At 69.7% G+C, this 24222-nt stretch carries 25 protein-coding genes and 1 pseudogene; 15 read left to right on the top strand and 11 right to left on the bottom strand.

Annotated elements, in window-relative coordinates:
* The 3 genes from ACIBBH_RS27350 to ACIBBH_RS27340 all read right to left on the bottom strand — a co-directional run.
* Positions 1–188 (bottom strand): hypothetical protein (locus ACIBBH_RS27350; protein ID WP_399408970.1); only part of this gene is annotated, 188 nt, incomplete at its 3' end.
* A gap of 408 nt (positions 189–596) precedes the next feature.
* Positions 597–806 carry a DUF397 domain-containing protein gene (locus ACIBBH_RS27345; protein WP_399408968.1) on the bottom strand — a complete coding sequence of 70 codons (210 nt, stop codon included), beginning with the start codon at positions 804–806 and terminating at the stop codon, positions 597–599.
* Complete coding sequence (locus ACIBBH_RS27340) at positions 803–1639, bottom strand: Scr1 family TA system antitoxin-like transcriptional regulator (RefSeq protein ID WP_399408966.1); 837 nt, start codon at positions 1637–1639, stop codon at positions 803–805. Before ACIBBH_RS27340 ends, ACIBBH_RS27345 begins: the two co-directional genes overlap by 4 nt.
* Positions 1640–1744: 105 nt before the next feature.
* Between ACIBBH_RS27340 and ACIBBH_RS27335 the strand changes: the two genes are divergently transcribed.
* From ACIBBH_RS27335 to ACIBBH_RS27310, 6 genes are all read left to right on the top strand, one after another.
* Positions 1745–1999, top strand: coding sequence for a hypothetical protein (locus tag ACIBBH_RS27335; RefSeq protein ID WP_399408964.1), 255 nt, complete (start codon positions 1745–1747; stop codon positions 1997–1999).
* 77 nt (positions 2000–2076) lie between these two features.
* On the top strand, positions 2077–2265 hold the full coding sequence (locus ACIBBH_RS27330; protein ID WP_399408962.1) for a hypothetical protein: 189 nt from the start codon (positions 2077–2079) through the stop codon (positions 2263–2265).
* Complete coding sequence (locus ACIBBH_RS27325; protein WP_399408960.1) at positions 2262–2753, top strand: hypothetical protein; 492 nt, start codon at positions 2262–2264, stop codon at positions 2751–2753. Before ACIBBH_RS27330 ends, ACIBBH_RS27325 begins: the two co-directional genes overlap by 4 nt.
* 111 nt (positions 2754–2864) lie before the next feature.
* A complete protein-coding gene (locus ACIBBH_RS27320; RefSeq protein WP_399408958.1) occupies positions 2865–3023 on the top strand; it encodes a hypothetical protein in 159 nt (52 codons plus the stop codon).
* 52 nt (positions 3024–3075) lie between these two features.
* Positions 3076–3942 carry a radical SAM protein gene (locus tag ACIBBH_RS27315; RefSeq protein ID WP_399408956.1) on the top strand — a complete coding sequence of 289 codons (867 nt, stop codon included), beginning with the start codon at positions 3076–3078 and terminating at the stop codon, positions 3940–3942.
* 18 nt (positions 3943–3960) lie between these two features.
* A complete protein-coding gene (locus ACIBBH_RS27310) occupies positions 3961–5106 on the top strand; it encodes a methyltransferase domain-containing protein (RefSeq protein ID WP_399408954.1) in 1146 nt (381 codons plus the stop codon).
* A gap of 115 nt (positions 5107–5221) precedes the next feature.
* Here ACIBBH_RS27310 and ACIBBH_RS27305 read toward each other — a convergent pair whose 3' ends face one another.
* Positions 5222–5491 carry a GntR family transcriptional regulator gene (locus ACIBBH_RS27305; protein WP_399408952.1) on the bottom strand — a complete coding sequence of 90 codons (270 nt, stop codon included), beginning with the start codon at positions 5489–5491 and terminating at the stop codon, positions 5222–5224.
* 182 nt (positions 5492–5673) lie between these two features.
* On the opposite strand from ACIBBH_RS27305, the gene ACIBBH_RS27300 reads away from it, so the two are divergent.
* Positions 5674–5994 carry a hypothetical protein gene (locus ACIBBH_RS27300; RefSeq protein ID WP_399408950.1) on the top strand — a complete coding sequence of 107 codons (321 nt, stop codon included), beginning with the start codon at positions 5674–5676 and terminating at the stop codon, positions 5992–5994.
* Positions 5995–6352: 358 nt separating this feature from the next.
* Here the strand turns inward: ACIBBH_RS27300 and ACIBBH_RS27295 are convergent.
* Together ACIBBH_RS27295 and ssd are read right to left on the bottom strand one after the other, a co-directional pair.
* A pseudogene (locus tag ACIBBH_RS27295) lies at positions 6353–6730 on the bottom strand (ATPase, T2SS/T4P/T4SS family); the annotation flags it as partial.
* A gap of 29 nt (positions 6731–6759) precedes the next feature.
* Positions 6760–7863: a septum site-determining protein Ssd gene (ssd, locus tag ACIBBH_RS27290; protein WP_399408948.1), complete on the bottom strand. Its 1104-nt coding sequence runs from the start codon at positions 7861–7863 to the stop codon at positions 6760–6762.
* A gap of 586 nt (positions 7864–8449) precedes the next feature.
* On the opposite strand from ssd, the gene ACIBBH_RS27285 reads away from it, so the two are divergent.
* Positions 8450–9283, top strand: coding sequence for an HAD family hydrolase (locus ACIBBH_RS27285; protein ID WP_399408946.1), 834 nt, complete (start codon positions 8450–8452; stop codon positions 9281–9283).
* 353 nt (positions 9284–9636) lie between these two features.
* Here ACIBBH_RS27285 and ACIBBH_RS27280 read toward each other — a convergent pair whose 3' ends face one another.
* Positions 9637–10461: an oxidoreductase gene (locus tag ACIBBH_RS27280; protein WP_399408944.1), complete on the bottom strand. Its 825-nt coding sequence runs from the start codon at positions 10459–10461 to the stop codon at positions 9637–9639.
* A gap of 100 nt (positions 10462–10561) precedes the next feature.
* On the opposite strand from ACIBBH_RS27280, the gene ACIBBH_RS27275 reads away from it, so the two are divergent.
* Positions 10562–11542: an ATP-binding protein gene (locus tag ACIBBH_RS27275; protein ID WP_399408942.1), complete on the top strand. Its 981-nt coding sequence runs from the start codon at positions 10562–10564 to the stop codon at positions 11540–11542.
* An 18-nt stretch (positions 11543–11560) separates the two neighbouring features.
* On the opposite strand, the gene ACIBBH_RS27270 is transcribed toward ACIBBH_RS27275, so the two are convergent.
* A complete protein-coding gene (locus ACIBBH_RS27270; RefSeq protein ID WP_399408940.1) occupies positions 11561–12826 on the bottom strand; it encodes a hypothetical protein in 1266 nt (421 codons plus the stop codon).
* Positions 12827–13149: 323 nt separating this feature from the next.
* On the opposite strand from ACIBBH_RS27270, the gene ACIBBH_RS27265 reads away from it, so the two are divergent.
* From ACIBBH_RS27265 to ACIBBH_RS27240, 6 genes are all read left to right on the top strand, one after another.
* Positions 13150–15432, top strand: coding sequence for a SulP family inorganic anion transporter (locus ACIBBH_RS27265; RefSeq protein WP_399408939.1), 2283 nt, complete (start codon positions 13150–13152; stop codon positions 15430–15432).
* Between the two features lie 421 nt (positions 15433–15853).
* Positions 15854–17809 carry an acetate--CoA ligase gene (gene acs, locus ACIBBH_RS27260; RefSeq protein ID WP_399408937.1) on the top strand — a complete coding sequence of 652 codons (1956 nt, stop codon included), beginning with the start codon at positions 15854–15856 and terminating at the stop codon, positions 17807–17809.
* Between the two features lie 222 nt (positions 17810–18031).
* Positions 18032–19474, top strand: a complete 1443-nt coding sequence (nhaA, locus tag ACIBBH_RS27255) for a Na+/H+ antiporter NhaA (protein ID WP_399408935.1) — start codon at positions 18032–18034, stop codon at positions 19472–19474.
* 53 nt (positions 19475–19527) lie between these two features.
* The gene (locus ACIBBH_RS27250) at positions 19528–20019 is read left to right on the top strand and encodes a phage holin family protein (protein WP_399408933.1); all 492 of its coding nucleotides are present in this window, start codon (positions 19528–19530) and stop codon (positions 20017–20019) included.
* On the top strand, positions 20016–20966 hold the full coding sequence (locus ACIBBH_RS27245) for an alpha/beta fold hydrolase (RefSeq protein WP_399408931.1): 951 nt from the start codon (positions 20016–20018) through the stop codon (positions 20964–20966). The genes ACIBBH_RS27250 and ACIBBH_RS27245 overlap by 4 nt, the downstream gene beginning before the upstream one ends.
* Positions 20967–21125: 159 nt before the next feature.
* Positions 21126–21305 (top strand): hypothetical protein, encoded by a 180-nt coding sequence (locus tag ACIBBH_RS27240; RefSeq protein WP_399408929.1) that lies wholly within the window; start codon positions 21126–21128, stop codon positions 21303–21305.
* A gap of 15 nt (positions 21306–21320) precedes the next feature.
* Here the strand turns inward: ACIBBH_RS27240 and ACIBBH_RS27235 are convergent, their stop codons facing one another.
* Genes ACIBBH_RS27235 through nth form a run of 3 tightly spaced genes read right to left on the bottom strand, consistent with a single transcriptional unit; the run spans position 21321 to position 24082 of the window.
* The gene (locus tag ACIBBH_RS27235) at positions 21321–22520 is read right to left on the bottom strand and encodes a MarP family serine protease (protein ID WP_399408927.1); all 1200 of its coding nucleotides are present in this window, start codon (positions 22518–22520) and stop codon (positions 21321–21323) included.
* Positions 22521–22533: 13 nt separating this feature from the next.
* On the bottom strand, positions 22534–23229 hold the full coding sequence (locus tag ACIBBH_RS27230) for an NUDIX hydrolase (protein WP_399408926.1): 696 nt from the start codon (positions 23227–23229) through the stop codon (positions 22534–22536).
* Positions 23230–23281: 52 nt separating this feature from the next.
* Positions 23282–24082 (bottom strand): endonuclease III, encoded by an 801-nt coding sequence (gene nth / locus ACIBBH_RS27225; protein WP_399408924.1) that lies wholly within the window; start codon positions 24080–24082, stop codon positions 23282–23284.
* Positions 24083–24222 lie beyond the last annotated feature (140 nt).

The raw sequence follows: 24222 nt of genomic DNA, 5'->3' as shown, positions 1-24222 counted from the left end.
AACCCGTCCACCGTCGCCGACTTGAACACCGACCGATCCGCCGGATACGACGCCCCCGCTCCGCCGGAGCCACCCGACGAGTACCCCGGGTCAACAGGCATGGCCGACGCCGTCGACACGCCCACCAGGCCGACGCCAGCCACCAGCGCACCCGAGACCACCAGTGTCCGTAGAGCCTTACGCCCCATGATTGAAATCCTCTCGACTCGAAGAGGACGAGCAGCCAACGACCAATCAGCCGCCAACCACTCATCCGGATGAGTGGCCAGGATCCAACGCCACGCCGAGGAGGTCAACCACTTATCCGGATGAGTGTCCCGATGAAGCAGCCAAAGAACGGTGACCAGGGCGCCCCGGAGCCGTCGCAAGAGGGGTCGGTCTCAACGAATGCGGCTCCGGGGCTTTGGGCGGCACGTCCCGCCCACCATTAGGGGTATCACACCAGGTCACGCCGCTTGTGCGCGGTTGATCACCGCCGCTCGGCCGAGTCAGCAGTCAGGGTAGACGCACAGAAAGCCCCGCCATTCCCTCGGGGTTTGGGCGTGGCGGGGCTTTGGCCGTTGCTGCGTTCGCTGGGCCGAGGGCAGAGACAGCGCTCAGGCGGTACCAAACGACCCTTCCTTGACGCCTGCCACGAAGGACGCGAACGCGTCAGTGGGGAACTCCAGAACCGAGCCGGCAGGGGTCTTGGAGTCACGGACAGGGACCACGCCGCGTGAGACGACGAGGTTTGCGGCCACCTCGATGCAGTTGCCGCCGTTGGAGCTGTAGGAGGACTTGAACCAGCGGGGGGATTCGGTCGTCACGGGGTGCCCTTTCGAAGCTGTTCGATCACGGCCACGGATTCTGTCTGCGACAGGGCTTCGGCCTGCAACTGATGGTAGGCCGATAGCGAGGACAGAACGAACGTGGATTCGCGGTCCAAGTGCCCTCGGGCCTGGGACTCCGCGTACGCGATCATGGACCGATCTGACATCGTCAGTAGGTTGATCGGCAGGTTGAACGGCCGTCGTTCGCCTATGTCGTACGGCGCAACCTGAAGATGAGTGTTCGGCAACGCAGCGAACTCTACGAGGCGTTGTAGCTGCTCGTTCATGACCTCGGTGCCGCCGACTGGACGGCGGATGCAGCTTTCGTCCATCACCACAAGCATCGTCGGCGGCCGGGACCGTACTAGCGTCGCCTGCCGCTCCGCCAGGACGGAGACCCGTTCAGCTGCTTGTTCGGGTGTGATGGTGCCCCGGCGAACGTCACCATCTGCCAGGGCGCGTGCGTACGCGGGTGTCTGAAGCAAGCCGGGGATGATCCCAATCTCAAACAACCGGATCTCTACTGCGCGGCCCTCGTACCCGACGTACTCAGGAAACCCTTCCAGCAACGAACCGCGTCGAAGCTCGCGGTACTGACGCTCGAACGACTCTGCTGTGCCCGCGATGCCGAAGGCACGGTCAGCACTACGCGAGAAGCGGAGAGTTGGAGGCTTCCGACCATTTTCGACGGCTGAAATATGCACACTGGAATATTCCGTGCGTTCGGCCAGGTCCTCTTGAGTCCAGCCGCGCGCCTCCCGCAGGCTGCGTAAACGCGCTCCGTAGGCCGCCTCGGGAGAAGCGTCCGGGTTCAACTCGTTCTTGTTCACGGTGCGTTCGCGACCTTTCATCCTTCGATGACACGTTGAACGGGTCTCGACTGTAGGCCACGCTGAATCGCCCTGGTAGTGGAAGCACTACGGAGAGGAGCGGTCATGTCCGGCAAGAACGACCCCACCCAGCGGCAGGGCCCCCCGCGGCTTCCCAGCCCTGGCACGCTCGTGATGGACGCGCGTGATCGGGTCGGCGAGTTTCGCGGTGTGGCGTACGGATACTGGCATCTGCGTCCGGTCGGGGGCGGCAAGGAATGGTCGGTTACCCCGGATGAGGTGCGGCCGGCGAGCCCCGAGCAGCGCTTGCATGCCGAGACTGCCCGCGCGAATGCGTGTAGCCGGGGTGAGCTGCTGTGAGTACCCGAACCCGCCGCAAGTTCGCCTTTTTTAACTGGACCCTTCGGCCGGACCGTGACGAAGACTCTCCGCCGACGATGTACGCGTTTCGGTGCCTCACGCTCAACGACGACGACACCGAGTGTGCCAAGGAGTCGCCGCCGAGCAAGGACCCCACCGAACCCCAGGGGTGGGCGTTCGACCACATGCGCGCGCACCCCGAGCACACGAGTTACGCCGAGGTGATCGAGCGCCGGTGGGTCATGTGGCGCGATGAGCCGACATGACCAGCCAGCCGGAGCCTGCGGGTTACTGGTGCGAGGTGCTCGCCGAGGGGTTTGTGTGCGGCACGGGAGAGAGCGCCCGGTATGTCTTAGCCACCTACCAGACCATTTCCCCCGTGCTCGCGCTGCGCTGGCTTCGCAGCGAAGCACTGCGCATCGCGGATCGGATTGACCTCGATCCCCTCAGTTCGGGGTGGGTACACCCGTCCATGCTCGTGGCGAGCATGCCCCTTCCGGAGTGCCCCGCCGAACTCAGGGCCTGGACGATCGACCAGACCGAGGAGCGCGAAGCGCGCCAGCATCTCAAGGGCGGGCATCCGATGTTCGCGAAGTTCCTGGATACGGACTGCACGTACACCCTGTCTGTCTGGCCAGTCGGGCTATCGACCGACGAGGGCGCCCCGTTGGCACCGGAGCCGATATGCCACCGAATCGGCGGGCTATCGCATCCCCTGTACGTGCTTGCCGAGGACCCGTGGCGGTGGACCTAGCCGCCCGCTCTGAGACTCCGCCCCCGCCACATTGACTCGCTCTGTGACAGGGGGCGGGCACTACCCCGAGCCCGACCGGGCCGGGACAGCGCGAAAGAAGGGAGTGCGGAGATGACCGCGACCACCGAGCACAACACCGCCAAACCCGAGCCCACCGGCAGCGACACCGAGGCCACCGAGCCGGCCGCACCGGACGACCAGGAGGACGAAGAGCACCAGGACGAGGGCGCCACCGCATCTCTCGGCGGATATCTGCTGCTCATTGCCTAGCGGCGCGGTCCGGCCACGGAAGCCCCACCCACCAAGCGGAAGGAAGCAGCACGTGACCACACTCCTTGAACCGCCCGCCGCATCACCCGTCGCCGGTATCCGGTCCCTGGAACTGGAGATCACCGGTAAGTGCCAGCTCACTTGCACGCACTGCCTGTCCGAGTCCAGCCCGCAGGCGACGCATGGCACGATGACGCCCGCTGATTGGCATGCGGTCATCACGGACGCCGCCGCTCTGGGCATCCGGACCATCCAGCTCATCGGCGGTGAGCCGACCACTCACCCGAACTGGCGTGAGTTCGCGGAACTCGGTCTGTCGCTCGGACTGCACGTCGAGGTGTACTCAAACCTGTTCCACGTCAGGCCCGAGTGGTGGGACCTGTTCACACGCGACGGGGTGACGCTCGCTACGAGCTACTACAGCGACGACCCCGCCGAACACGACAAGATCACGGGCCGGAACGGCAGCTACGCCCGCACACGGTGCAACATCCGGGAAGCCGTCAACCGTGGAGTCACCATCCGAGCCGGGATCGTGGACATCCTGCCGGGGCAGCGCGTAACCGAAGCCCGCGCCGAGCTTGAATCCATGGGCGTGAAGCACATCAACACGGACCGGGTGCGCGCCGTGGGTCGTGCCGCACTGCCCGGCACGAAGCCGACGTTGGACGAGATGTGCGGCAGATGCACCAGGGGCCGAGCCGCCATCCTCCCCAACGGGGACCTTGCTGGCTGCGTGCTTTCGCGCGACTTTCCGGCAGGCCACGTGCGGGAAACGCGGCTCGCCGAGCTGTTCCGTGGGAAGGCTTGGGTGAACCTGTCGGCGAGCATTCCGCCCCCGCGCGTGAACGCGTGCCCGCCGGACGACTCGGGCGACTGCGATCCGGCCAACACCGAAGCATGTGATCCCGCGTACTGACCTGGAAGGCTCAGCGGCATGGATTGGGAGACAAGGGCTCACGCCCTCGCGGACCAGGTGACCGACCCGGACTCGCGTTGGCTCGCCCCCGTGGCACGCACCGCCCGTCACGCACTGGTTCCGCGTTGGTGGGACGTGGACGACGCGGGACGATGGGTGCTGCGGGACGGGCCGAGCGACCCGGAAGCGTGGGCGAACGCCGCGTACGCAGACCGGTCGCTGATCACCAGGGTTGGCACGCTGCACGCCGACCAGGCAAAGCCTGGCGACCAGCCCAAGGGCCTACCCACCTCGTCCGCCACACTGCCGAGCTTGGTTGTCCGGATGCTGCGACACGGCCGACTCGGCGACGGGCTGTCCCTGCTCGACTTGGGCACCGGAGCCGGCGGACTCACGGCGTACGCCTGTCACCGACTCGGAGACGGGTGCGTGACGAGTCTGGACGTGGACCCGTACCTAGTCAGCGCGGCAGGGGAACGGCTTGCGTCCATGGGCTACCACCCGAAGATGATCACGGCGGACGCCACCGAGCACGTACCGGGCTCATACGACCGGATCGTGTGCACGGTGGCATTGTCCCCAGGGCCGGGACTCCGGGCAGTGCTCGCCGCACTGAGCCCTGGAGGACGCGTCGCAACAACGCTCGCGCGCACGTCCCTGATCGTTACCGGGTGGAAAGACCGGAACGGGGACGTGATCGGGCAGGTAGAGCGGGACATGGCGGGTTTCATGCTCACCCGATCCGGCGACGACTACCCGCCCGCCCTAGCCGAGCTGTTCACGCTCACCCGCGAGGCTGAGGGCGAGCACAAGAACACCGGGCGTTACCCCGTGGTGGACGTGGCCAACGCATGGGAACTCCGCTCCATGCTGGAAGTCACCACACCCGGCGTCGAACTCGGCTACGAGACCAGCGGAAGGCAACGAACCGCCTACCTGGTACACCCCGATGGTTCATGGGCACGCGCATCCGCCGAATGGACCGACCCACCGGAAGTCCACCAGAGCGGCCCACAACGGCTCTGGGATGCCCTGGAACGCATCCGGAACCGGCTCAACGCAGAAGGCGCATTGCCGCTACTCGGTGCTCGCGTCCGTATCACGCCCGATGGGGTGTGCCACCTGTCCCGTGGTCGGTGGCGCGCGTCCGTGGGCGCCCTGTAAGCCCGGCACACCGCAGTCCCCCACCCCTCGGTGTGCTGGTCGGTGACGCGGCCCGAGCGTCACCACACCGCCCCGTCCGTGTGCTGCCCCCGTGGTGCATGGGCGGGGCTCCGCGTTAGTCCCCCTGGTACTCGCTCTCGCCCTGCTCAACAGGACCGGCAACGAACGACCCCTTGCCCCACCGGGTCTCAATGAGCCCTTTTTCCCTCAGGATGCGCACCGCCCGGCGGGCAGTCTCCCGCGCAACGCCGTGCCGCTCGCACAACTCCGCCTCTGAAGAAATCGGATCACCCGGGCCCTTGCCCTTGATCTCTTCCGTCAGAGCGTCCAACACATCCATGTAGGGGGCTCGCGGGGCGTGCGGATTCTCGGAGCGCTCGGGCATGGGGCAGAGCGTAGACAACGGGCAAACCCTGGGCGACTTAGACGGGCAGATGAGTTAGACAGGTAGACGAGTTAGACGTGTTGGCTTAGCGTGATTCCCCGAACACAAAGACGCCCCGACAGACCGATTAGGCCCGGTCCATCGGGGCTTGCCGAGACAGCTTCAAGGGAGCTGAAACGACCATGCTCGATGTTATCGCCCACGCCCTTTCTTGGGTGCTCACCGTCCTCGCCCCTCGCCGGCCCGGACGCCACAGCGCCGAGTACTTCGCCGCTCAGACCAGCGAGCCCGACCCCACCCCCGCAACCCCGTGGTCCCGACCGTGGACCGGGCCGTCCTCCCAGGAAGTCCGAGCCATCTTCAGGGACGAGTGGGCGCAAAGGTTGCCCGCCGTACAACGTGAACGGCTCTGGGCCAGCCAGTTCGCAGCACTCGGGGTGGACTACGACTTTCCGACCATGGGTCTCGGCAGCGTCGTCACGCGAAAGAGGGTCGCCGCATGACCGCCCCTCGGTTCGTCGCCGCACTGCTCGGACCCGAACCCGCCCACGAGCCTTCCGGCGCGGTGTGCTGCCGCTGCCACCAGTGGACGTACGCCCCTGTGGCAGTCCGGTACATCGAGCGCCCGAGCGGCCCTGGAGTGACCTTGTACGCATGCCCGAGCCACGCCGCAGAGTTTCCGCATGGCCCTACGCCGGGTGAACTGGAGGCGGGCACGTGAACGCGACTGATTGAGCAAGCGTCAGTCCGACCGCTGGCCATGAACCACCAAGCCCCGTCCGCTACTTGCCGGGCGGGGCTTCAGTCTTTGCACCACACGAGCCGCCTCCATGGCATAGAGTGTGTTTAAGCCTGCTTCCTGTCGGGCAGCCGGGCATCGGCCCAGGGCCGGGCGTCGTCGAGCCGGCGTCCGGCCACCGCGGCCAGCCGTTGCGCGAGGCGTCGTACGGCCGCCGCGTCGGGGAAGGTCACCCCGGTCAGCTCCAGTCCGCCGCCCCGGTCCACCCACACCCGGTCCGGGGCCGACACCAGGACGTCGGTGACCGCCGGGTCGGCGAGCAGTGGCTCCAGCGGGCCGCTGCCCACCAGCTCGGACCGCAACTGCTCGGCTGCTCCCAGGACTTCGGCGTCGCCGAGCACCCGTCCCTGTTCGCGTAGCGCCTGTGCCACGCGCGCGGGTGTCGCTTCGGCCCCGCTCTCGGCCAGCCACCGCCGTACGCCGTCGAGCAGTGCCGGGGAGTCCGCCCGCTCGAGTCGGGGAAACTCACTCATACGCCACCCGCCTCCACCAGGGCCCGCTCCCAGAACTCCGTGCAGAAGCGCGCCAGCGGTCCGCGACTGGTCGCACCGGGCGGTTTGCCGCCGCCGTGCGGGCGCAGCAGGCCCGGTTCGACGGGCACCTCGCCGGCCAGGGGCAGTCCGAGCAGCCGGGCCACCTCGCGGTCGTCCAGGCCGGGCGCGTACGGCCCTCGTACCGCCACCCTGAGATCGCGCAGGACCATGCCGACGGCGGACGCCACCCGTCCGGCCGCCGCGACGGCGCGCAGTTCGGCGGGGACCACGAGCAGCGCGAGGTCGAGCTGGGCGAGGGTCTCGGCGACGCCGTCGTCCAGGCGGCGCGGCAGGTCGACGACGACCGTGCCCCCGCGCCGCCGGGCCGCGGCGAGCACCGCCCGTACGGCCTGGGGCGGGACGGCGACGCAGTCGCCCCGGTCCCAGCTGAGCACCCGCAGGGAGTGCAACTGGGGCAGCGACTCCTCCAGGGCGCCGCCGCCGACCCGGCCGCGTGAGCCGGCGAAGGCGGGCCAGCGCAGTCCCTCGGCACTCTCGCCGCCCAGGAGGACGTCCAGTCCGCCGCCGAGCGGATCGGCGTCCACGAGCAGGGTGCGCACCCCTTCGCGCGCGGAGGTGACGGCCAGCGCGCAGGCCAGCGTGGACGCCCCGGCCCCGCCCCGGCCGCCGATGACACCGACGGTGAGCGCCGGGCGGCCGACGCCCTCGGCGACGTCGGCGATGCGGTCGACCAGCCACTGCTCGCCCTCGGGCAGCATCAGGACGTGGTCGGCGCCGATCTCGACGGCCCGTTTCCAGACACCGGCGTCGTCCTGGTCGCGGCCGACCAGCACCACTCCGCGCCGGCGCGCGGCCCCGCGTACGCGCCGTGTCGCGTCGTCGCCGACCAGGACGAGCGGGGCCGCCTCCCAGCCGCCGCCGCGTTCCGGTACGCCGGGGTGGACCTCGGGTGTGGCGCCGGCCGCCGCGCACAGGCGCAGCAGGTCGTCGAGGAGTTCTGCGTCCTCGGTGACGATCAGCGGCTGTCCCGGCCGTCCGGCGGCGGCGGGCGCTGGATCGTGTGTGACGGTTCCGGTCATGGTGTGTTCCCCCTTCGCCGCGTCGTGCGCGCAGTTGCCTGCGGCCACGCGATTCCCGAACGTGTGACGAACCGGCAAGGCGACCGCCATATGAGCGGCCGACAGAAACCGGCCATTGGCGCTCCGGCAAACAGAACCGGCCATGAACTCGCCGCGGTCGGAGCGCGCTGGAATCACGGTGCAGCGATCCCGGAAATCGTGTGGATCTTGGTGGAAAACTGTGGACAACCCGGCGGCTGTGAATATCGGCCTCACCCGTACCGGTGACTCCCGCACCCTCCCCTGCCCGATATCCGCAGAGCAGCCCGGTGACTACGTTCCGTGACGGATCATGGACATGCAGAGATGGCGGCCGACGCCGCGCACCGACGGCCTCGAAGCCGCGTGAACCAAGAAGAAAACCCACCCGGACATGCGACGACCCCCGCCGGGGGGGAGAGCGGGGGTCGTCCCCACGGCCGACTCGGGGGGGGAGGAGTCGGGCCGGGTTAGCACGGTCGCGAACGATCCGTGACTTCCATGGTGTACCCGAGAGCCCTCTCAGGCAAACCCACGCGCCACACCTTACGCCGAATGGTGGGCGCCTATGCTCAGGGTCGTGGAAAACCACTCCTTGCCCCGCACAGCGGCCTTCTTTGACCTGGACAAGACGGTCATTGCGAAGTCGAGCACGCTCACCTTCAGCAAGTCCTTCTACCAAGGCGGACTGATCAACCGCAGGGCCGCCTTGCGTACCGCGTATGCCCAGTTCGTCTTCCTCGTCGGCGGCCTCGACCACGACCAGATGGAGCGTATGCGCGAGTACCTGTCGACGCTGTGCCGCGGCTGGAACGTGCAGCACGTCAAGGAGATCGTCGCCGAGACCCTGCACGAGCTGATCGACCCGATCATTTACGACGAGGCCGCGTCCCTCATCGAACGGCACCACACGGCCGGACGCGACGTGGTGATCGTGTCCACCTCGGGCGCCGAGGTCGTCGAGCCGATCGGCGAACTGCTCGGAGCCGACCGCGTGGTGGCCACCCGCATGATCGTGGGCGACGACGGCTGCTTCACCGGCGAGGTGGAGTACTACGCCTACGGCCCCACGAAAGCCGAGGCGATCAAGGAGCTGGCCGAAACGGAGGGGTACGACCTCGCCCGCTGCTACGCCTACAGCGACTCGGCGACCGACCTGCCGATGCTCGAGGCCGTCGGGTATCCGCACGCCGTGAACCCCGACCGGACCCTGCGCCGCGAGGCACTCACGCGCGGGTGGCCGATCCTGGACTTCCACCGCCCGGTGCGGCTCAAGAAGCGGCTGCCCACCCTGTCCGTACCGCCGCGGCCGACCCTGGTCGCGGCGGCGGCGATAGGGGCAGCGGCCGCCACCGCGGGCCTCGTCTGGTACACCAGCCGGCGCCGCGGCTCAGCGGTCTGACGTGTTTGCGGCCCCTTTGAACCTAAAAGTAAAGAACTGCGGGCAGGGGTTCCGCTTGCTCCAGGCTTGCAGTACAAAGGACTTAACGGCCCGCGAGACCGAAGGACATCCGAGAGGATCACCTTTAAAACGCATTTGGCCCACGGACCGAGCATGAACACCAGGAACCCACGCGACGTCGACCCGTCGATTACGGGCCAGCCGCACCAGGTTACGGGCAAAGTTCCCGACCTGATGGGCGACATTCGAGGACGCTTGGTAACTCGGTGATCATGCCAGCGGCGGTACGAGCACTCGTACCGCCGCAACCCTGTTTTCAGGCCCCTCCAGAGGGGCTTTTTCCTTTCCTCCGGTCAGGCCGCCCCGCGCTGCAGCGCCTCGCACACCGCCGTCGACTCGCGCACGCCCAGCTCCACCGCCCTGCCGCAGTGGGCGATCCAGGCCGCCATGCCCTCCGGGGTTCCCGACACATAGCCGTCCAGGGCCGCCAGATAGGCGGCGCGGCCGAGCTCGGCGTGGCCCACCTCGGCCGGGCAGACCGCCTTCGGGTCCAGGCCGCTGCCGATCAGGACGATCCGCTCGGCAGCGCGCGCGACCAGGCCGTTGTGGGACGCGAAGGGGCGCAGCGCGAGCAGCTCGCCGTGCACGACGGCGGCCGTGACCAGCGCGGGCGCGGAACCGCCCGCGATGATCAGCTGCGCCAGGCCCTCAAGCCGCCCGGACACCTCCGCCGCGTCCGGCAGCGGCAGCTCGATCAGCGGCTCGTCGACCGGCTCACCCGCCTGACGCGGGCGCCCGACCTCGTCGCTCTTGCTCGCCGCGGCGACCAGGTGCAGCCGGGCCAGCACCCGCAGGGGCGACTGCCGCCAGATGGACAGCAGCTGGCCTGCCTCCGCGGTCAGCCGCAGGGCCGCGCCCACCACGCGTGCCTCGTCGTCGCCGCTGAAGTCGGTGCGCCTGCGCACCTCCTCCAGGGCCCAGCCGGCACCGGACAGCGCAGCGGAGCCGCGAGCGCCGCGCAGGGCCGCCTCGGAGGTGATCGCGTTGCTGCGGCGCCGCATGATCCGGTGACCGTAGACCCGGTCCACCGCCTTGCGCACGGACTCGACGGACTCGGCCACACCGGGCAGGGAGCCCAGGGCCGCAAGCGGATCGGCGGACGCGCCTGTCGTACTCATGAGTACGACCCTACGCACCCCGGCGCCCCACCCCACGAAGGAGTGGTCTTCTTCACTCCGAGCGGCACGCAGAGCTATGGCCCGACTACTCTTGGTGAACATGAAAATTGCTTTCGTCGGGAAGGGCGGCAGCGGCAAGACCACGCTGTCCTCCCTCTTCATCCGCCACCTCGCGGCGGCCGGCGCGCCGGTGGTCGCCGTCGACGCCGACATCAACCAGCATCTCGGCGCCGCCCTCGGCCTCGAGGAGTCGGAGGCGGCCGCGCTGCCCGCCATGGGCGAGCGGCTGTCACTGATCAAGGACTACCTGCGCGGCAGCAACCCGCGCATCTCGTCCACCGTGACGATGATCAAGACGACCCCGCCCGGCGAGGGCTCACGACTGCTGCGGGTCCGGGAACCGAACCCGGTGTACGACGCCTGCGCACGGCCGGTGGAACTCGACGGCGGTGCCGTCCGTTTGATGGTCACCGGGCCCTTCACGGACGCGGACCTGGGCGTCTCCTGCTACCACTCCAAGACGGGAGCGGTCGAGCTGTTCCTGAACCATCTGGTCGACGGCCGCGACGAGTACGTGGTCGTCGACATGACGGCGGGCTCGGACTCCTTCGCCTCCGGCATGTTCACCCGCTTCGACATCACGTTCCTCGTCGCCGAACCGACCCGGAAGGGGGTCTCCGTCTACCGCCAGTACAAGGAGTACGCCCGCGACTTCGGCGTCACCCTGAAGGTCGTCGGCAACAAGGTGCAGGGCCAGGACGACCTCGACTTCCTGCGCACGGAGGTCGGGGAGGACCTGCTGGTGACCGTCGGACACTCCGACCGGGTGCGCGCGATGGAGAAGGGCCGGCCGCCCCGGTTCGAACTCCTGGAGGACGCCAACCGCCGCGCCCTGCGCACTCTCCGGGCCGCCGCCGACGCGACCTACGAGGTGCGGGACTGGGAGCGCTACACGCGCCAGATGGTGCACTTCCATTTGAAGAACGCCCAGTCATGGGGCAACGAGCGCACCGGGGCCGACCTGGCGGCACAGGTCGACCCCTCCTTCGTGCTCAGCGAGGCGGTCGCCGCCCCCGCCTGACGGCCACCGCCCCGGTGGCTACCGCGTGACCGCCGGCGCCCCCGGCACCCCCTTCGGTGCCGGGGCGCTGCGGCCCGACAGGAAGGACGCCCAGCCCTGCCTGGGGGCCTCGCCCACCTTCAGGGTGCGCAGCCTCGCCAGCACCTGCGGGTCCTGGGCGTCCAGCCAGTCGGCGAGCTGGTGGAAGGACACACAGCGCACGTCGGGCTTGTTGCACACCTGCTCGACGACCTCGTCGATGGCGCGCATGTAGGTGCCGCCGTTCCAGGACTCGAAGTGGTTGCCGATGACCAGGGGGGCGCGGTTGCCGTCATAGGCGCGGTAGAAGCCCTTGATCAGGCCGTCCCGCATCTGGTCGCCCCAGTAGTCGTATTTGTCCGGGTCACCCTGGGTCGAGGTGCCGGACTGGTTGACCATGAAGTTGTAGTCCATGGTCAACTGCTCGTAGGAATGCCCCGGGAAGGGCACGAGCTGCATCGACAGGTCCCACAGGCCGTACCTCTTCTTCGGCCAGACCTGGTCGTTGACTCCGCTGGTGTCGTAGCGGAACCCCAAGTCGCGGGCCGCCTTCATGAAGTTCTTCTGCCCTTCCAGGCAGGGGGTGCGGGCGCCGATGAGCTCCTTGTCGTAGTCGAAGGGCAGTGGCGGCTCCTTCGTCATGCCCGTGTTGGTCTTCCAGTTCTTCACGAACCCCTTGGCCTGGGAAATCTCGCTCTTCCACTCCGCCACCGACCACTTGCCGACGCCGCCCTCGTTGCCGCAGAAGTGGCCGTTGAAGTGGGTGCCGATCTCGTTGCCCTCCAGCCAGGCCAGACGCAGTTGCGTGACGGTGTCGGCGATGCCCTGCTCGTCGTTGAAGCCGATCTCGGAACTGCCCTGCGCGTGCTGCGGCGGCCTGTAGAGGTCGCGCTTCTCCTTCGGCAGCAGGTACACACCGCTGAGGAAGTACGTCATGGTCGCGTTGTTGGCCTTGGCGACCTCGCGGAAGTGGGAGAACAGCTTCTGGCTGTCCTCGCCCGCCCCGTCCCAGGAGAAGATCACGAACTGGGGCGGCTTCTGGCCCGGTTCGAGCCGCTCGGGTCTGGGCAGGTGCGGCTGCGTCCCGGTGTACGCGGTGGAGCCGTCGCCGATCAGATGGAGCACGCTGTTGGGTGGCGGTGCTCCCTTCTGCGGGCCGGGCGCCCCTTCCTTCGAACTGTTGGCGCCTGTCGCGCAACCGGCCAGCGACGCGGCACAGGCCGCGGCGGCCATGGCGCCCGCGGCGATCCTCTGGGTGGCGGCCATGTTCCGCCCACCTTCTTCCTTCTCTCAGACAAACGCTGACGAGGGTGTTTTGTGGTGATGTGCCGGGTTGTGCCGACAGCGCCGCCAAGGTCGCACAGGGCCAAGAGAGGAATTAATACGACAAGCCGATAAAAGGCTCACATCACTCTGGCGAGTGAACTAATGCACCATTTGCTCCAAAAATCCATGCCTGACCTTTACTCTGCATTACGATTCATTTACCGACAGTTGATTCATGCGTTGATCCATCCCGCCACTGCACGCCGTGACCCACGGCCGCGACCGAGTTCCGCGACCGCGCTGCCCCGGAGGAGACGGGAAACATGTCAGCCTGCGCACCCGCCCAGCCCCAGACCCCGGCGCCCACCAAGCGCCCCCACCAGCCGCACAGTCCGCCCCGCCGCTTCCGCGTCGCGGGCGCCGACCTGTCCGCCTCGATCGCCGTCTTCCTGATCGCCCTGCCCCTGTCCCTCGGCATCGCCCTCGCCACAGGCGCCCCGCTCCAGGCCGGCCTCGTCGCCGCCGCCGTCGGCGGAATCGTCGCCGGAGGGCTGGGCGGCTGCCCGCTCCAGGTCAGCGGCCCGGCCGCCGGACTCACCGTCGTCACCGCCGACTTGATCGACCGCTACGGATGGCGGGCGACGTGCGGCATCACCGTCCTCGCCGGCCTCGCCCAACTCGGCCTGGGCTGCCTGCGCGTGGCACGTTCGGCGCTCGCCGTGAGCCCGGCCGTGGTGCACGGCATGCTCGCCGGCATCGGCATCACCATCGCCGTCGCCCAGCTGCACATCGTCCTCGGCGGCAACCCGCACAGCTCCGTCCTCGACAACCTCCGCGCGCTGCCGGAGCAGTTGGCCCGCCTGCACCCCGCGGCCGTGTCCATGAGCGCGCTCACGCTGACCCTGCTGCTGGCCTGGCCGCGGCTGCCCGGCCGTCCGGGCCGTTTCCTGCGCAGGATCCCGGCCGCGCTCGTCGCCGTCGCCGGGGCCACCGCGACCGCCTCGCTCACCGGGCTGACACTGCCCAGGGTCGACCTGCCGTCCTGGCGCAGCCACGCCCTGGCCGGACTGCCCGAGGGACCGGTGCTCGGCATCGCCGCCGCCGTGCTCACCACCACCCTGGTGTGCAGCGTGCAGTCACTGCTCGGGGCGGTCGCCGTGGACAAACTGGTCGCCGCCCGCCCCGGCGCCCAGGCCCGCGTCGGCCGCTCGGACCTGGACCGCGAGCTGCTCGGCCAGGGTGCCGCCAACATCGTCTCCGGGGCGCTCGGCGGCCTGCCGGTCGCGGGGGTGGCCGTGCGGAGTTCGGCGAATGTGCGCTCCGGGGCCGTGAGCCGGAACTCCACGATGCTGCACGGCGTTCTCGTAGTAGTCGCCGCGCTGCTGATGGTCCCGATCCTGGATCTCATCCCGCTCGCCTCGCTCGCCGCCCTGGTGATGGCCGTCGGCATCCAGATGGTGTCCCTGCACCACATCCGCACGGTGACCCGCCACCGCGAGGTGCTGGTGTACGCGGCCACTACTCTCGGCGTGGTGGCCCTAGGCGTCCTCGAGGGGGTGCTGTCCGGGGTCGCCGTGGCCGTCGCCGTGGCCCTGCACCGCCTCGCCCGCACCCGCATCACGCACGAAGAGAAAGGAGGAGTCCACTACGTCCAGGTAAGAGGCCAGTTGACGTTCCTCGCGGTGCCACGGCTCAGCCGAGCCCTGCATCTCCTACCCCAAGGCGCCCACGCCGTCGTGGAGTTGCACGGATCGTTCATGGATCACGCGGCGTACGAGTCACTGCAGGACTGGCAGCACGCACACACCGCGCAGGGCGGATCCGCCGAACTGACCGGCCGTCGGGGCGGCGTCCGGACCACCACGTCCAGATCGCGCCGGCCCGGACCTGACGACAGACCCGACGGCAGACCCGACGACAGACCCGACGGCAGGCACGACCTGGTACGCGGCATCAGCGCGTTCCAGCGCGACACCGCACCCCTGGTGCGGGACGAGTTGGCGCGTCTGGCGCGGGAGGGGCAGCGACCGTCCCAGCTCTTCCTCACCTGCGCCGACTCGCGGCTGGTCACCTCGATGATCACCTCCAGTGGTCCCGGCGACCTCTTCGTCGTCCGCAACGTCGGCAACCTGGTCCCGCTGCCGGGCGAGGAGAGCGGCGACGAGTCGGTGGCGGCCGCCATCGAGTACGCGGTGGACGTGCTGAAGGTGCGGTCGATCACCGTGTGCGGGCACTCCGGCTGCGGAGCCATGCAGGCGCTGCTCAACTCCGAGTCCGGCGGCGCGGGGACACCGCTGAAGCGGTGGCTCGGGCACGGGCTGCCGAGCCTCCAGCGGATGACCGACAGCACCCGCCCCGGAGCACGCCTGGCCGGCCGGCCCTCCGCCGACGCGGTGGAGCGGCTCTGCCTGGCCAACGTGGTCCAGCAACTGGATCACCTGCGCGCCCACGAGTCGGTGGCGCGGGCGCTGCGGGAGGGTGTGCTGGAGCTGCACGGGATGTACTTCCATGTGGGTGAGGCGCAGGCGTATCTGCTCGGTCGGGCGGACGGGGACCCGGTGTTCGAGCACGTACCGGGCACGGAGGAACTGGCCGGGCCGGCGTGAGGCCGACCCAGCGGATGCCGGGCCGCGGGCGGTGGCTCCGGCGGTCCGGCAGGCTGCGGCAGGACAGCGGTCCCGCGAGTCCCCGGTGACACGGTGGCCCTCAGTCCCCCCGGCGGCACGGCCGCCCGCGAGCCCTGCCGCACGGCGGTCCGGTGGAGCCGTCGGCTCCCGGCCTGCCGGACGGTTGGCCCTCAGGGCGACACGCCGGGTGTGTCCAACGATGCGCCGGGGAGCCCCCGTGGGTACTGAACCGGGGCTGCTCGGCGTGCGTGTGCAGGGATGGCGCTGACCACCCCGACCACGGGCCGATCCAGATCACGACAGGTCTAAACCAATTTCCGGTCGGCCCTTGTCATCGGCCCCCCGGGTCTGATGAGCTGTGGCCTGGGACACAACAGACACCCTGCGAGAGGGAGATGTCGTGAGCAACGAAAGCCTGGCCAACCTGCTCAAGGAAGAGCGCAGGTTCGCGCCCCCCGCCGAGCTGGCCGCGAACGCCAATGTCACGGCGGAGGCGTATGAACAGGCCAAGGCTGACAGGCTCGGCTTCTGGGCCGAGCAGGCGCGGCGGCTGAGCTGGGCCACCGAGCCGAGCGAGACGCTGGACTGGTCGAACCCGCCGTTCGCCAAGTGGTTCAAGGACGGCAGCCTCAACGTCGCCTACAACTGCGTGGACCGGCACGTCGAGGCGGGGCACGGCGACCGGGTCGCCATCCACTTCGAGGGGGAGCCCGGTGACAGCCGCGCGATCACCTACGCCGAGCTGCAGGACGAGGTCTCCAAGGCGGCGAACGCCCTGCTGGAGCTGGGAGTTCGGAAGGGCGACCGGGTCGCGATCTACATGCCGATGATCCCGGAGACGGCGATCGCGATGCTGGCCTCGGCCCGTATCGGCGCCGCGCACTCGGTGGTCTTCGGCGGTTTCTCGGCGGACGCGCTCGCGACCCGTATCCAGGACGCCGACGCCAAGATCGTCATCACGGCCGACGGCGGCTGGCGGCGCGGCAAGCCGTCCGCGCTGAAGCCGGCCGTGGACGACGCCGTCGCGCGCGTGGACAACGTGGAGCACGTGCTCGTCGTACGCCGCACCGGCCAGGAGGTCGCCTGGAACGGCGAGCGGGACGTGTGGTGGCACGAGATCGTCGAGCGGCAGTCCGCCGAGCACACGCCGGAGGCGTTCGAGGCGGAACACCCGCTGTTCATCCTGTACACCTCCGGTACGACGGGGAAGCCGAAGGGCATCCTGCACACCTCCGGCGGTTACCTGACGCAGGCGGCGTACACGCACTGGGCGGTGTTCGACCTCAAGCCGGAGACCGACGTGTACTGGTGCACGGCCGACGTCGGCTGGGTCACCGGGCACTCGTACATCGTGTACGGGCCGCTGGCGAACGGCGCGACGCAGGTGATGTACGAGGGCACGCCGGACACCCCGCACCAGGGCCGGTTCTGGGAGATCGTGCAGAAGTACGGGGTGACAATCCTGTACACGGCGCCGACCGCCATCCGTACGTTCATGAAGTGGGGGGACGACATCCCCGCGAAGTTCGACCTCAGCAGCCTGCGGATCCTGGGTTCCGTCGGTGAGCCGATCAACCCCGAGGCCTGGATCTGGTACCGCAAGCACATCGGCGCCGACAGGACGCCCGTCGTCGACACCTGGTGGCAGACCGAGACCGGCGCGATGATGATCTCGCCGCTGCCGGGTGTGACGGAGGCCAAGCCGGGGTCCGCGCAGCGGCCGCTGCCCGGGATCTCCGCGACGGTCGTCGACGACGAGGCCAAGGAAGTGCCGAACGGCGGCGGTGGTTATCTCGTCCTCACCGAGCCGTGGCCGTCGATGCTGCGCACCATCTGGGGCGACGACCAGCGGTTCATCGACACGTACTGGTCGCGGTTCGAGGGCAGGTACTTCGCCGGTGACGGGGCGAAGAAGGACGACGACGGGGACATCTGGCTGCTGGGCCGGGTGGACGACGTGATGCTCGTCTCCGGGCACAACATCTCCACCACCGAGGTCGAGTCCGCCCTCGTCTCGCACCCGTCCGTCGCCGAGGCGGCCGTCGTGGGCGCCGCCGACGAGACCACCGGCCAGGCGATCGTCGCCTTCGTGATCCTGCGGGGTACGGCGTCGGAGGACGACATGCTGGTCGGTGAGCTGCGCGACCACGTCGGCGCCACGCTCGGCCCGATCGCCAAGCCGAAGCGGATCCTGCCGGTGGCGGAGCTGCCGAAGACGCGGTCCGGGAAGATCATGCGGCGTCTGCTGCGGGACGTCGCGGAGAACCGTCAGCTCGGTGACGTCACCACGCTGACCGACTCCACGGTCATGGACCTCATCCAGGCGAAGCTGCCGGCGGCACCCAGCGAGGACTGAGTTTCCGCGGGGACTGGGCACGGCTCCCAGGGCACCCGGCGACGAGCGCGCCGGGTGCCCTTTTCGTGCCTACCGTGGAGATCACCGGATCCGTCTCGGGTGCACCCCGGGCACCACCAGCCGCACGTTAGGTAAACTAAGCAAAACAACGTCAGTCTCAGGTGCGCCGGGAAGTCTGGTCGGCATGTGCTCCGTCCTGCCCACCGACCGGAGGTCTCCCCCGTGCCCGCCCCCCGCACCACCGCTCCCCGCAAGGTCCTCGGACGGCTGTCCCTGCCCGAGCGGACCTACGTCGCGGACGCCCTGCGCACCGAGACCGTCGGCGGGGTGCTGCTGCTGTTCGCCGCCGTCGCGGCCCTGGTCTGGGCGAACGTCCCCGCGCTGCGCCACAGCTACGCGAGCGTCAGCCACTACCACCTCGGCCCGGGCGACCTCGGCCTGAACCTCTCCGTCGGGCACTGGGCCGCCGACGGACTCCTCGCGGTCTTCTTCTTCGTCGCCGGTATCGAGCTCAAGCGCGAGCTCGTCGCCGGTGACCTCAGGGACCCGAGGGCCGCCGTGCTGCCGGTCGTCGCCGCGCTGTGCGGCATGGCCGTACCGGCGCTCGTCTACACCCTCACCAACGCCACCGGCGGCTCCCTCGCCGGCTGGGCGGTGCCCACCGCCACCGACATCGCCTTCGCGCTCGCCGTGCTGGCGGTCATCGGCACGGCGCTGCCCAGCGCCCTGCGCGCCTTCCTGCTGACCCTCGCCGTCGTGGACGACCTGTTCGCGATCCTGATCATCGCGGTGTTCTTCACCGACCGCATCGACTTCGCCGCGCTCGGTGGGGCGGTCGTCGGGCTCGTCGTCTTCTGGCTGCTGCTGCGCGCGGGCGTGCGCGGCTGGTACGTGTATGTGCCGCTCGCGCTCGTCATCTGGGCGCTGATGTACAACAGCGGGGTCCACGCCACCATCGCGGGCGTCGCGATGGGCCTGATGCTGCGGTGCACCACCCGTGAGGGTGAGCAGTACTCGCCCGCCGGGCGCATCGAGCATCTCGTCCGCCCGCTGTCGGCGGGGCTGGCCGTGCCGTTGTTCGCGCTGTTCAGCGCGGGTGTGCCGGTGTCCGGCGGGGCAATCGGGGACGTGTTCACCAAGCCGGAGACGCTGGGCGTGGTGCTCGGGCTGGTCGTCGGCAAGACGGTGGGCATCATCGGCGGCACCTGGCTGACCGTCCGCTTCACCCGGGCCTCGCTCAGCGAGGACCTCGCGTGGGCGGACGTGTTCGCCGTGGCGTCCCTCGCCGGCATCGGCTTCACCGTGTCGCTGCTCATCGGCGAGCTCGCCTTCGACGGCGACGCGGTGCTGACCGACGAGGTCAAGGCGGCCGTGCTGACCGGGTCGCTGATCGCGGCGGTCTGCGCGACGGTGCTGCTGAAGGTACGCAACGCCCGGTACCGCAGTCTGTGCGAGCAGGAGGAACGGGACGAGGACCTGGACGGCATCCCGGACATCTACGAGCAGGACGACCCGGCGTACCACCTGCGCATGGCGAAGATCCTCGAGCACAAGGCGGCCGAGCACCGGCGGCTCGCCGCGAGCCTCGCGGGGACGGCCGCGGGACGCCACGCGCGTGCCGAAGTACCGGGCGGGGCAGGCGAGGAGGACGACCGTCCGGCATGATCTGACGAGGCGGTACAAAACGAGACGGTACGAAGACGAAGAGGGAGACCGCGATGAGCGCACCCGACGGCAGCCCGGTCGGCGCCGAACGCAGCATCGGCCAGCTGTTCGCCTCGGCGACGACCGAATTGTCGGCGCTGGTGCACGACGAGATCGCGCTGGCGAAGGCCCAGCTGAAGCAGGACGTCAAGCGCGGTGCGACCAGCGGCGGCGCGTTCACGGTGGCCGGCGCGGTGCTGCTGTTCTCGCTGCCGATGCTCAACTTCGCCCTCGCGTACGGCATTCGGACGTGGAGCAACTGGAATCTCGCGGTCTGCTTCCTGCTGTCCTTCGCGGCGAACGTCCTCGTCGCCGGCGGTCTCGCGCTGATCGGCGTGGTCTTCGCGAAGAAGGCGCAGAAGAGCAAGGGTCCGCAGAAGGTCGCCGCGTCGATGAAGGAGACCGCGGGGGTCCTGCAGAAGGCCAAGCCGCACCCCCGTCCGGCCCCGGCGCTGGACGACCGGTCCCCCGCTGCCATCGAGGCTGTGGCACGCTCGTCCTCATGACGGACCCCGCTGCCGCTTCGGCGCAACCTGCTTCGGTCGTACGGCTGGACGTTCCCGGTGGCCGAGAGGTGACGCACCGGGACGTCGCCGCCAACGGCGCCCGCTTCCACATCGCGGAGCTGGGCGACGGCCCGCTGGTGCTGCTGCTGCACGGCTTCCCGCAGTTCTGGTGGACGTGGCGGCACCAGCTCGTCGCGCTCGCCGACGCGGGCTTCCGGGCGGTGGCGATGGACCTGCGGGGCGTGGGCGGCAGCGACCGCACCCCGCGCGGGTACGACCCCGCCAATCTCGCCCTCGACATCACCGGCGTGGTGCGCTCCCTGGGTGAGCCGGACGCCGCGCTGGTCGGCCACGACCTGGGCGGCTATCTGGCGTGGACGGCGGCCACGATGCGGCCCAAGCTGGTGCGGCGGCTGGCGGTGGTGTCCATGCCGCATCCGCGGCGCTGGCGTGCGGCGATGCTGCGGGACGCCCGGCAGACGGCCGCGAGCTCCTACATCTGGGGGTTCCAGCGGCCGTGGATTCCGGAGCGGCAGCTGACCGCCGACGACGGGGCGCTGGTGGGCCGGCTGATCCGGGACTGGTCCGGGCCGCGGCTGCCGGACGACGAGGCGGTGGAGGCGTACCGCCGGGCGATGTGCATCCCGTCGACCGCGCACTGCTCGATCGAGCCGTACCGCTGGATGGTGCGGTCGCTGGCCCGCCCGGACGGCATCCAGTTCAACCGCCGTATGAAGCGTCCGGTGCGGGTGCCGACACTGCACCTGCACGGCTCCCTTGATCCGGTGATGCGCACCCGGAGCGCGGCCGGTTCGGGCGAGTACGTCGAAGCGCCGTACCGCTGGCGGCTGTTCGACGGGCTCGGGCACTTCCCGCACGAGGAAGACCCGGTGGCGTTCTCGTCGGAGCTCGTCAACTGGCTGAAGGATCCCGAGCCGGACCGGTGAACCGGCTGAAAGGCCCCGAGCCCGATCGGTGACCGAGTCGATGCGCCCGGTATCCGGACCTGAACACCTGTTCCCCGAACGGCCACATGCCCAGCGCATAGGCCAATTGGGGGGCTCCGGGACGGTTATCGACCTTGGGGCACGGGCACACGTCGGGGTATGGGCTGGACGCACGACTACAGTGACGCACCCCGTAACCGACGCTCGGCCACCGGCCTGAGCTCGCACCGGGGAGGCACTCCGCAGATGCAGGGCACGGACCTCCGGGTGGGAATCCCGCGCATCCTGCGCCGCCGGGCCCGCTGGGTCTCGGTACGTCTGCGTCACCCCCGCGGCTGAGCCCCTTCACCACGCCTACAGCGCGCAGCTGTCGGTGCCCACCTGCTGGTTCGCGGCACGCCCCTTGGCGACGTCCTGCTGGATCTCGTCCGCGGTGAGCGCGTAACCGGTGTCGGCGTCGTCGAGGGACTTCGCGAAGACCACGCCGTACACCTTGCCCTCGGGCGTCAGCAGCGGGCCGCCGGAGTTCCCCTGGCGGACGGTCGCGTAGAGCGAGTAGACGTCGCGCCGGACGGTGCCGCGGTGGTAGATGTCCGGGCCGTTGGCCGTGATGCGCCCGCGCACGCGCGCGGCGCGGACGTCGTACGACCCGTTCTCCGGGAAGCCCGCCACGATCGCGCTGTCGTCGCTCGCCGCGTCCTTCGAGGAGAAGCTGAGGGCGCGTGCCTTCAGGTCCGGGACGTCGAGCACGGCGATGTCGCGGTGCCAGTCGTAGAGGACGACCTTCGCGTCGTACTTGCGGCCCTCGCCGCCGATCTGCACGGTCGGCTCGTCGACGCCGCCGACCACGTGCGCGTTGGTCATCACGCGGCGGTCGGCGAAGACGAAGCCGGTGCCCTCCAGGACCTTGCCGCAGCTCTGGGCGGTGCCCGTGACCTTGACGACGGACCGCTGGGCGCGGGCGGCGACGGGACTGCCCGCCAGGGCCGGATCGGGGGGCTTGACGTCGGTGATCGGCTCGTTGGCGAAGGGGCTGAAGACCTGCGGGAAGCCGTTCTGCGCGAGAACGGAGGAGAAGTCGGCGAACCAGGTGTTGGCCTGGGCGGGCAGCGCCTGGGAGACGCCGAGGAGCACCTTGGAGTTGCGGACCTCCTTGCCGAGCGTCGGCAGCGTGGTGCCCGCGAGGGCGGAGCCGATCAGCCAGGCCACGAGGAGCATCGCGACCACGTTGACCAGGGCGCCTCCGGTGGCGTCCAGCGCGCGGGCCGGGGACCAGGTGATGTACCGGCGCAGTTTGTTGCCGAGGTGGGTGGTCAGGGCCTGGCCGATGGAGGCGCAGACGATGACGACGGCCACGGCGACGACGGCGGCGGTGGTGCTGACCTCCGCGTTGCCGGTCAGGGCGTCCCAGATGACGGGCAGCGTGTAGACGGCGACGAGGCCGCCGCCGAGGAAGCCGATCACCGACAGGATGCCGACGACGAATCCCTGGCGGTAGCCCACGATCGCGAACCACACGGCGGCGACCAGCAACAGGATGTCCAGCACGTTCACAAAGGTCACCCTGTCATGACCGCCAGTCGAGCGGGACCTGCTTCTCCCGGTCCCAGGGGCGCTCCCAGCCCGCGTAGTGCAGCAGGCGGTCGATGATGCCGGCCGTGAAGCCCCAGACGAGGGCCGATTCGACCAGAAATGCCGGGCCTCGGTGGCCGCTGGGGTGGATCGTGGTGGCGCGGTTGGCGGGGTCCGTGAGATCCGCCACGGGGACGGTGAAGACTCGGGCGGTCTCGTTCGGGTCGACGACGCCGACCGGGCTGGGCTCGCGCCACCAGCCGAGCACGGGGGTGACGACGAAGCCGCTGACCGGGATGTAGAGCCTGGGCAGGACGCCGAAGAGCTGGACGCCGGACGGGTCGAGCCCGGTCTCCTCCTCGGCCTCGCGGAGGGCGGCCCGCAGCGGCCCGTCGGCCTTCGGGTCGCCGTCCTCGGGGTCGAGCGCGCCGCCGGGGAACGAGGGCTGCCCGGCGTGGGAGCGCAGCGAGCCCGCCCGCTCCATCAGCAGCAGCTCGGGACCGCGCTCGCCCTCGCCGAAGAGGATCAGCACGGCGGACTGCCGGCCGGCCCCGTCCTCGGGCGGCAGGAAGCGGCTGAGCTGCAGCGGCTGGACCGTCTCCGCGGCCCGCGCCACCGGGTCCAGCCAGCCGGGCAGGCCTTCCTTGCTGAGCGTCACCGCGCCGCCCTGGGTATTGCTCGCGTGCGTCATAGCCACCCCCGTTCTGCCGTGTCCCACGCCCGAGAGCTGCGAGATCGTTCCGTCATGCGGCCCCCAGCGGGGGCGCCGGCCTGCCGCCCGCGTCGAGGTAGGCCTGCGGGGGCTTCAGGCGCTGGCCGGGGAAGCCGCCCTTCTCGTACTTCAGGAGCTTCTTGGCCTTCTCCGGGTCGGTCTCGCCCTCGCCGTACGCCGGGCAGAGCGGGGCGATGGGGCAGGCGCCGCAGGCGGGCTTGCGGGCGTGGCAGATGCGGCGGCCGTGGAAGATCACGTGGTGGGAGAGCATCGTCCACTCGCTCTTCGGGAACAGCGCGCCGACCGCGGTCTCGATCTTGTCGGGCTCGGTCTCGTCGGTCCACCGCCAGCGCCGCACCAGCCGCTGGAAGTGGGTGTCCACGGTGATGCCGGGCCGCCCGAAGGCGTTGCCGAGGACCACGAAGGCGGTCTTGCGGCCGACGCCGGGCAGCTTGACGAGGTCCTCCAGCTTCCCGGGGACCTCGCCGCCGAACTGCTCGACCAGGGCCTGGGACAGCCCTGTCACCGACTTGGTCTTGGCCCGGAAGAAACCGCAGGGGCGGAGGATCTCCTCGACCTCCTCCGGGTTCGCGGCGGCCAGGTCCTCGGGGGTGGGGTACTTGGCGAAGAGGGCGGGCGTGGTCTGGTTGACCCTCAGGTCCGTGGTCTGGGCGGACAGGACCGTGGCGACCAGCAGCTGGAAGGGGTTCTCGAAGTCCAGTTCCGGATGCGCGTACGGGTAGACCTCGGCGAGCTCGCGATTGATGCGGCGGGCCCTGCGGACGAGGGCGGTGCGCGTCTCGTCCACAGGTACCTTTTTAGCTGCTTTCACTGTTTTCCTACTATTGCCCGCTCCTTGTTCGCCCAGAGCGGAATCGCGACGTACAACCACCCGCTAAGCCCCCTTTGCCTGTGCTCTCACCCGCGATTTGGACACCCGGCCAGCCTAAAGCCCGGCACCGACATCCGCCC

It is taken from the genome of Streptomyces sp. NPDC051636, assembly GCF_044453765.1.
In the GTDB taxonomy this organism is placed as follows: domain Bacteria; phylum Actinomycetota; class Actinomycetes; order Streptomycetales; family Streptomycetaceae; genus Streptomyces.
The sequence above is the reverse complement of the archived record's forward strand: the minus strand, read 5'-3'. Positions and strand labels throughout refer to the sequence as shown.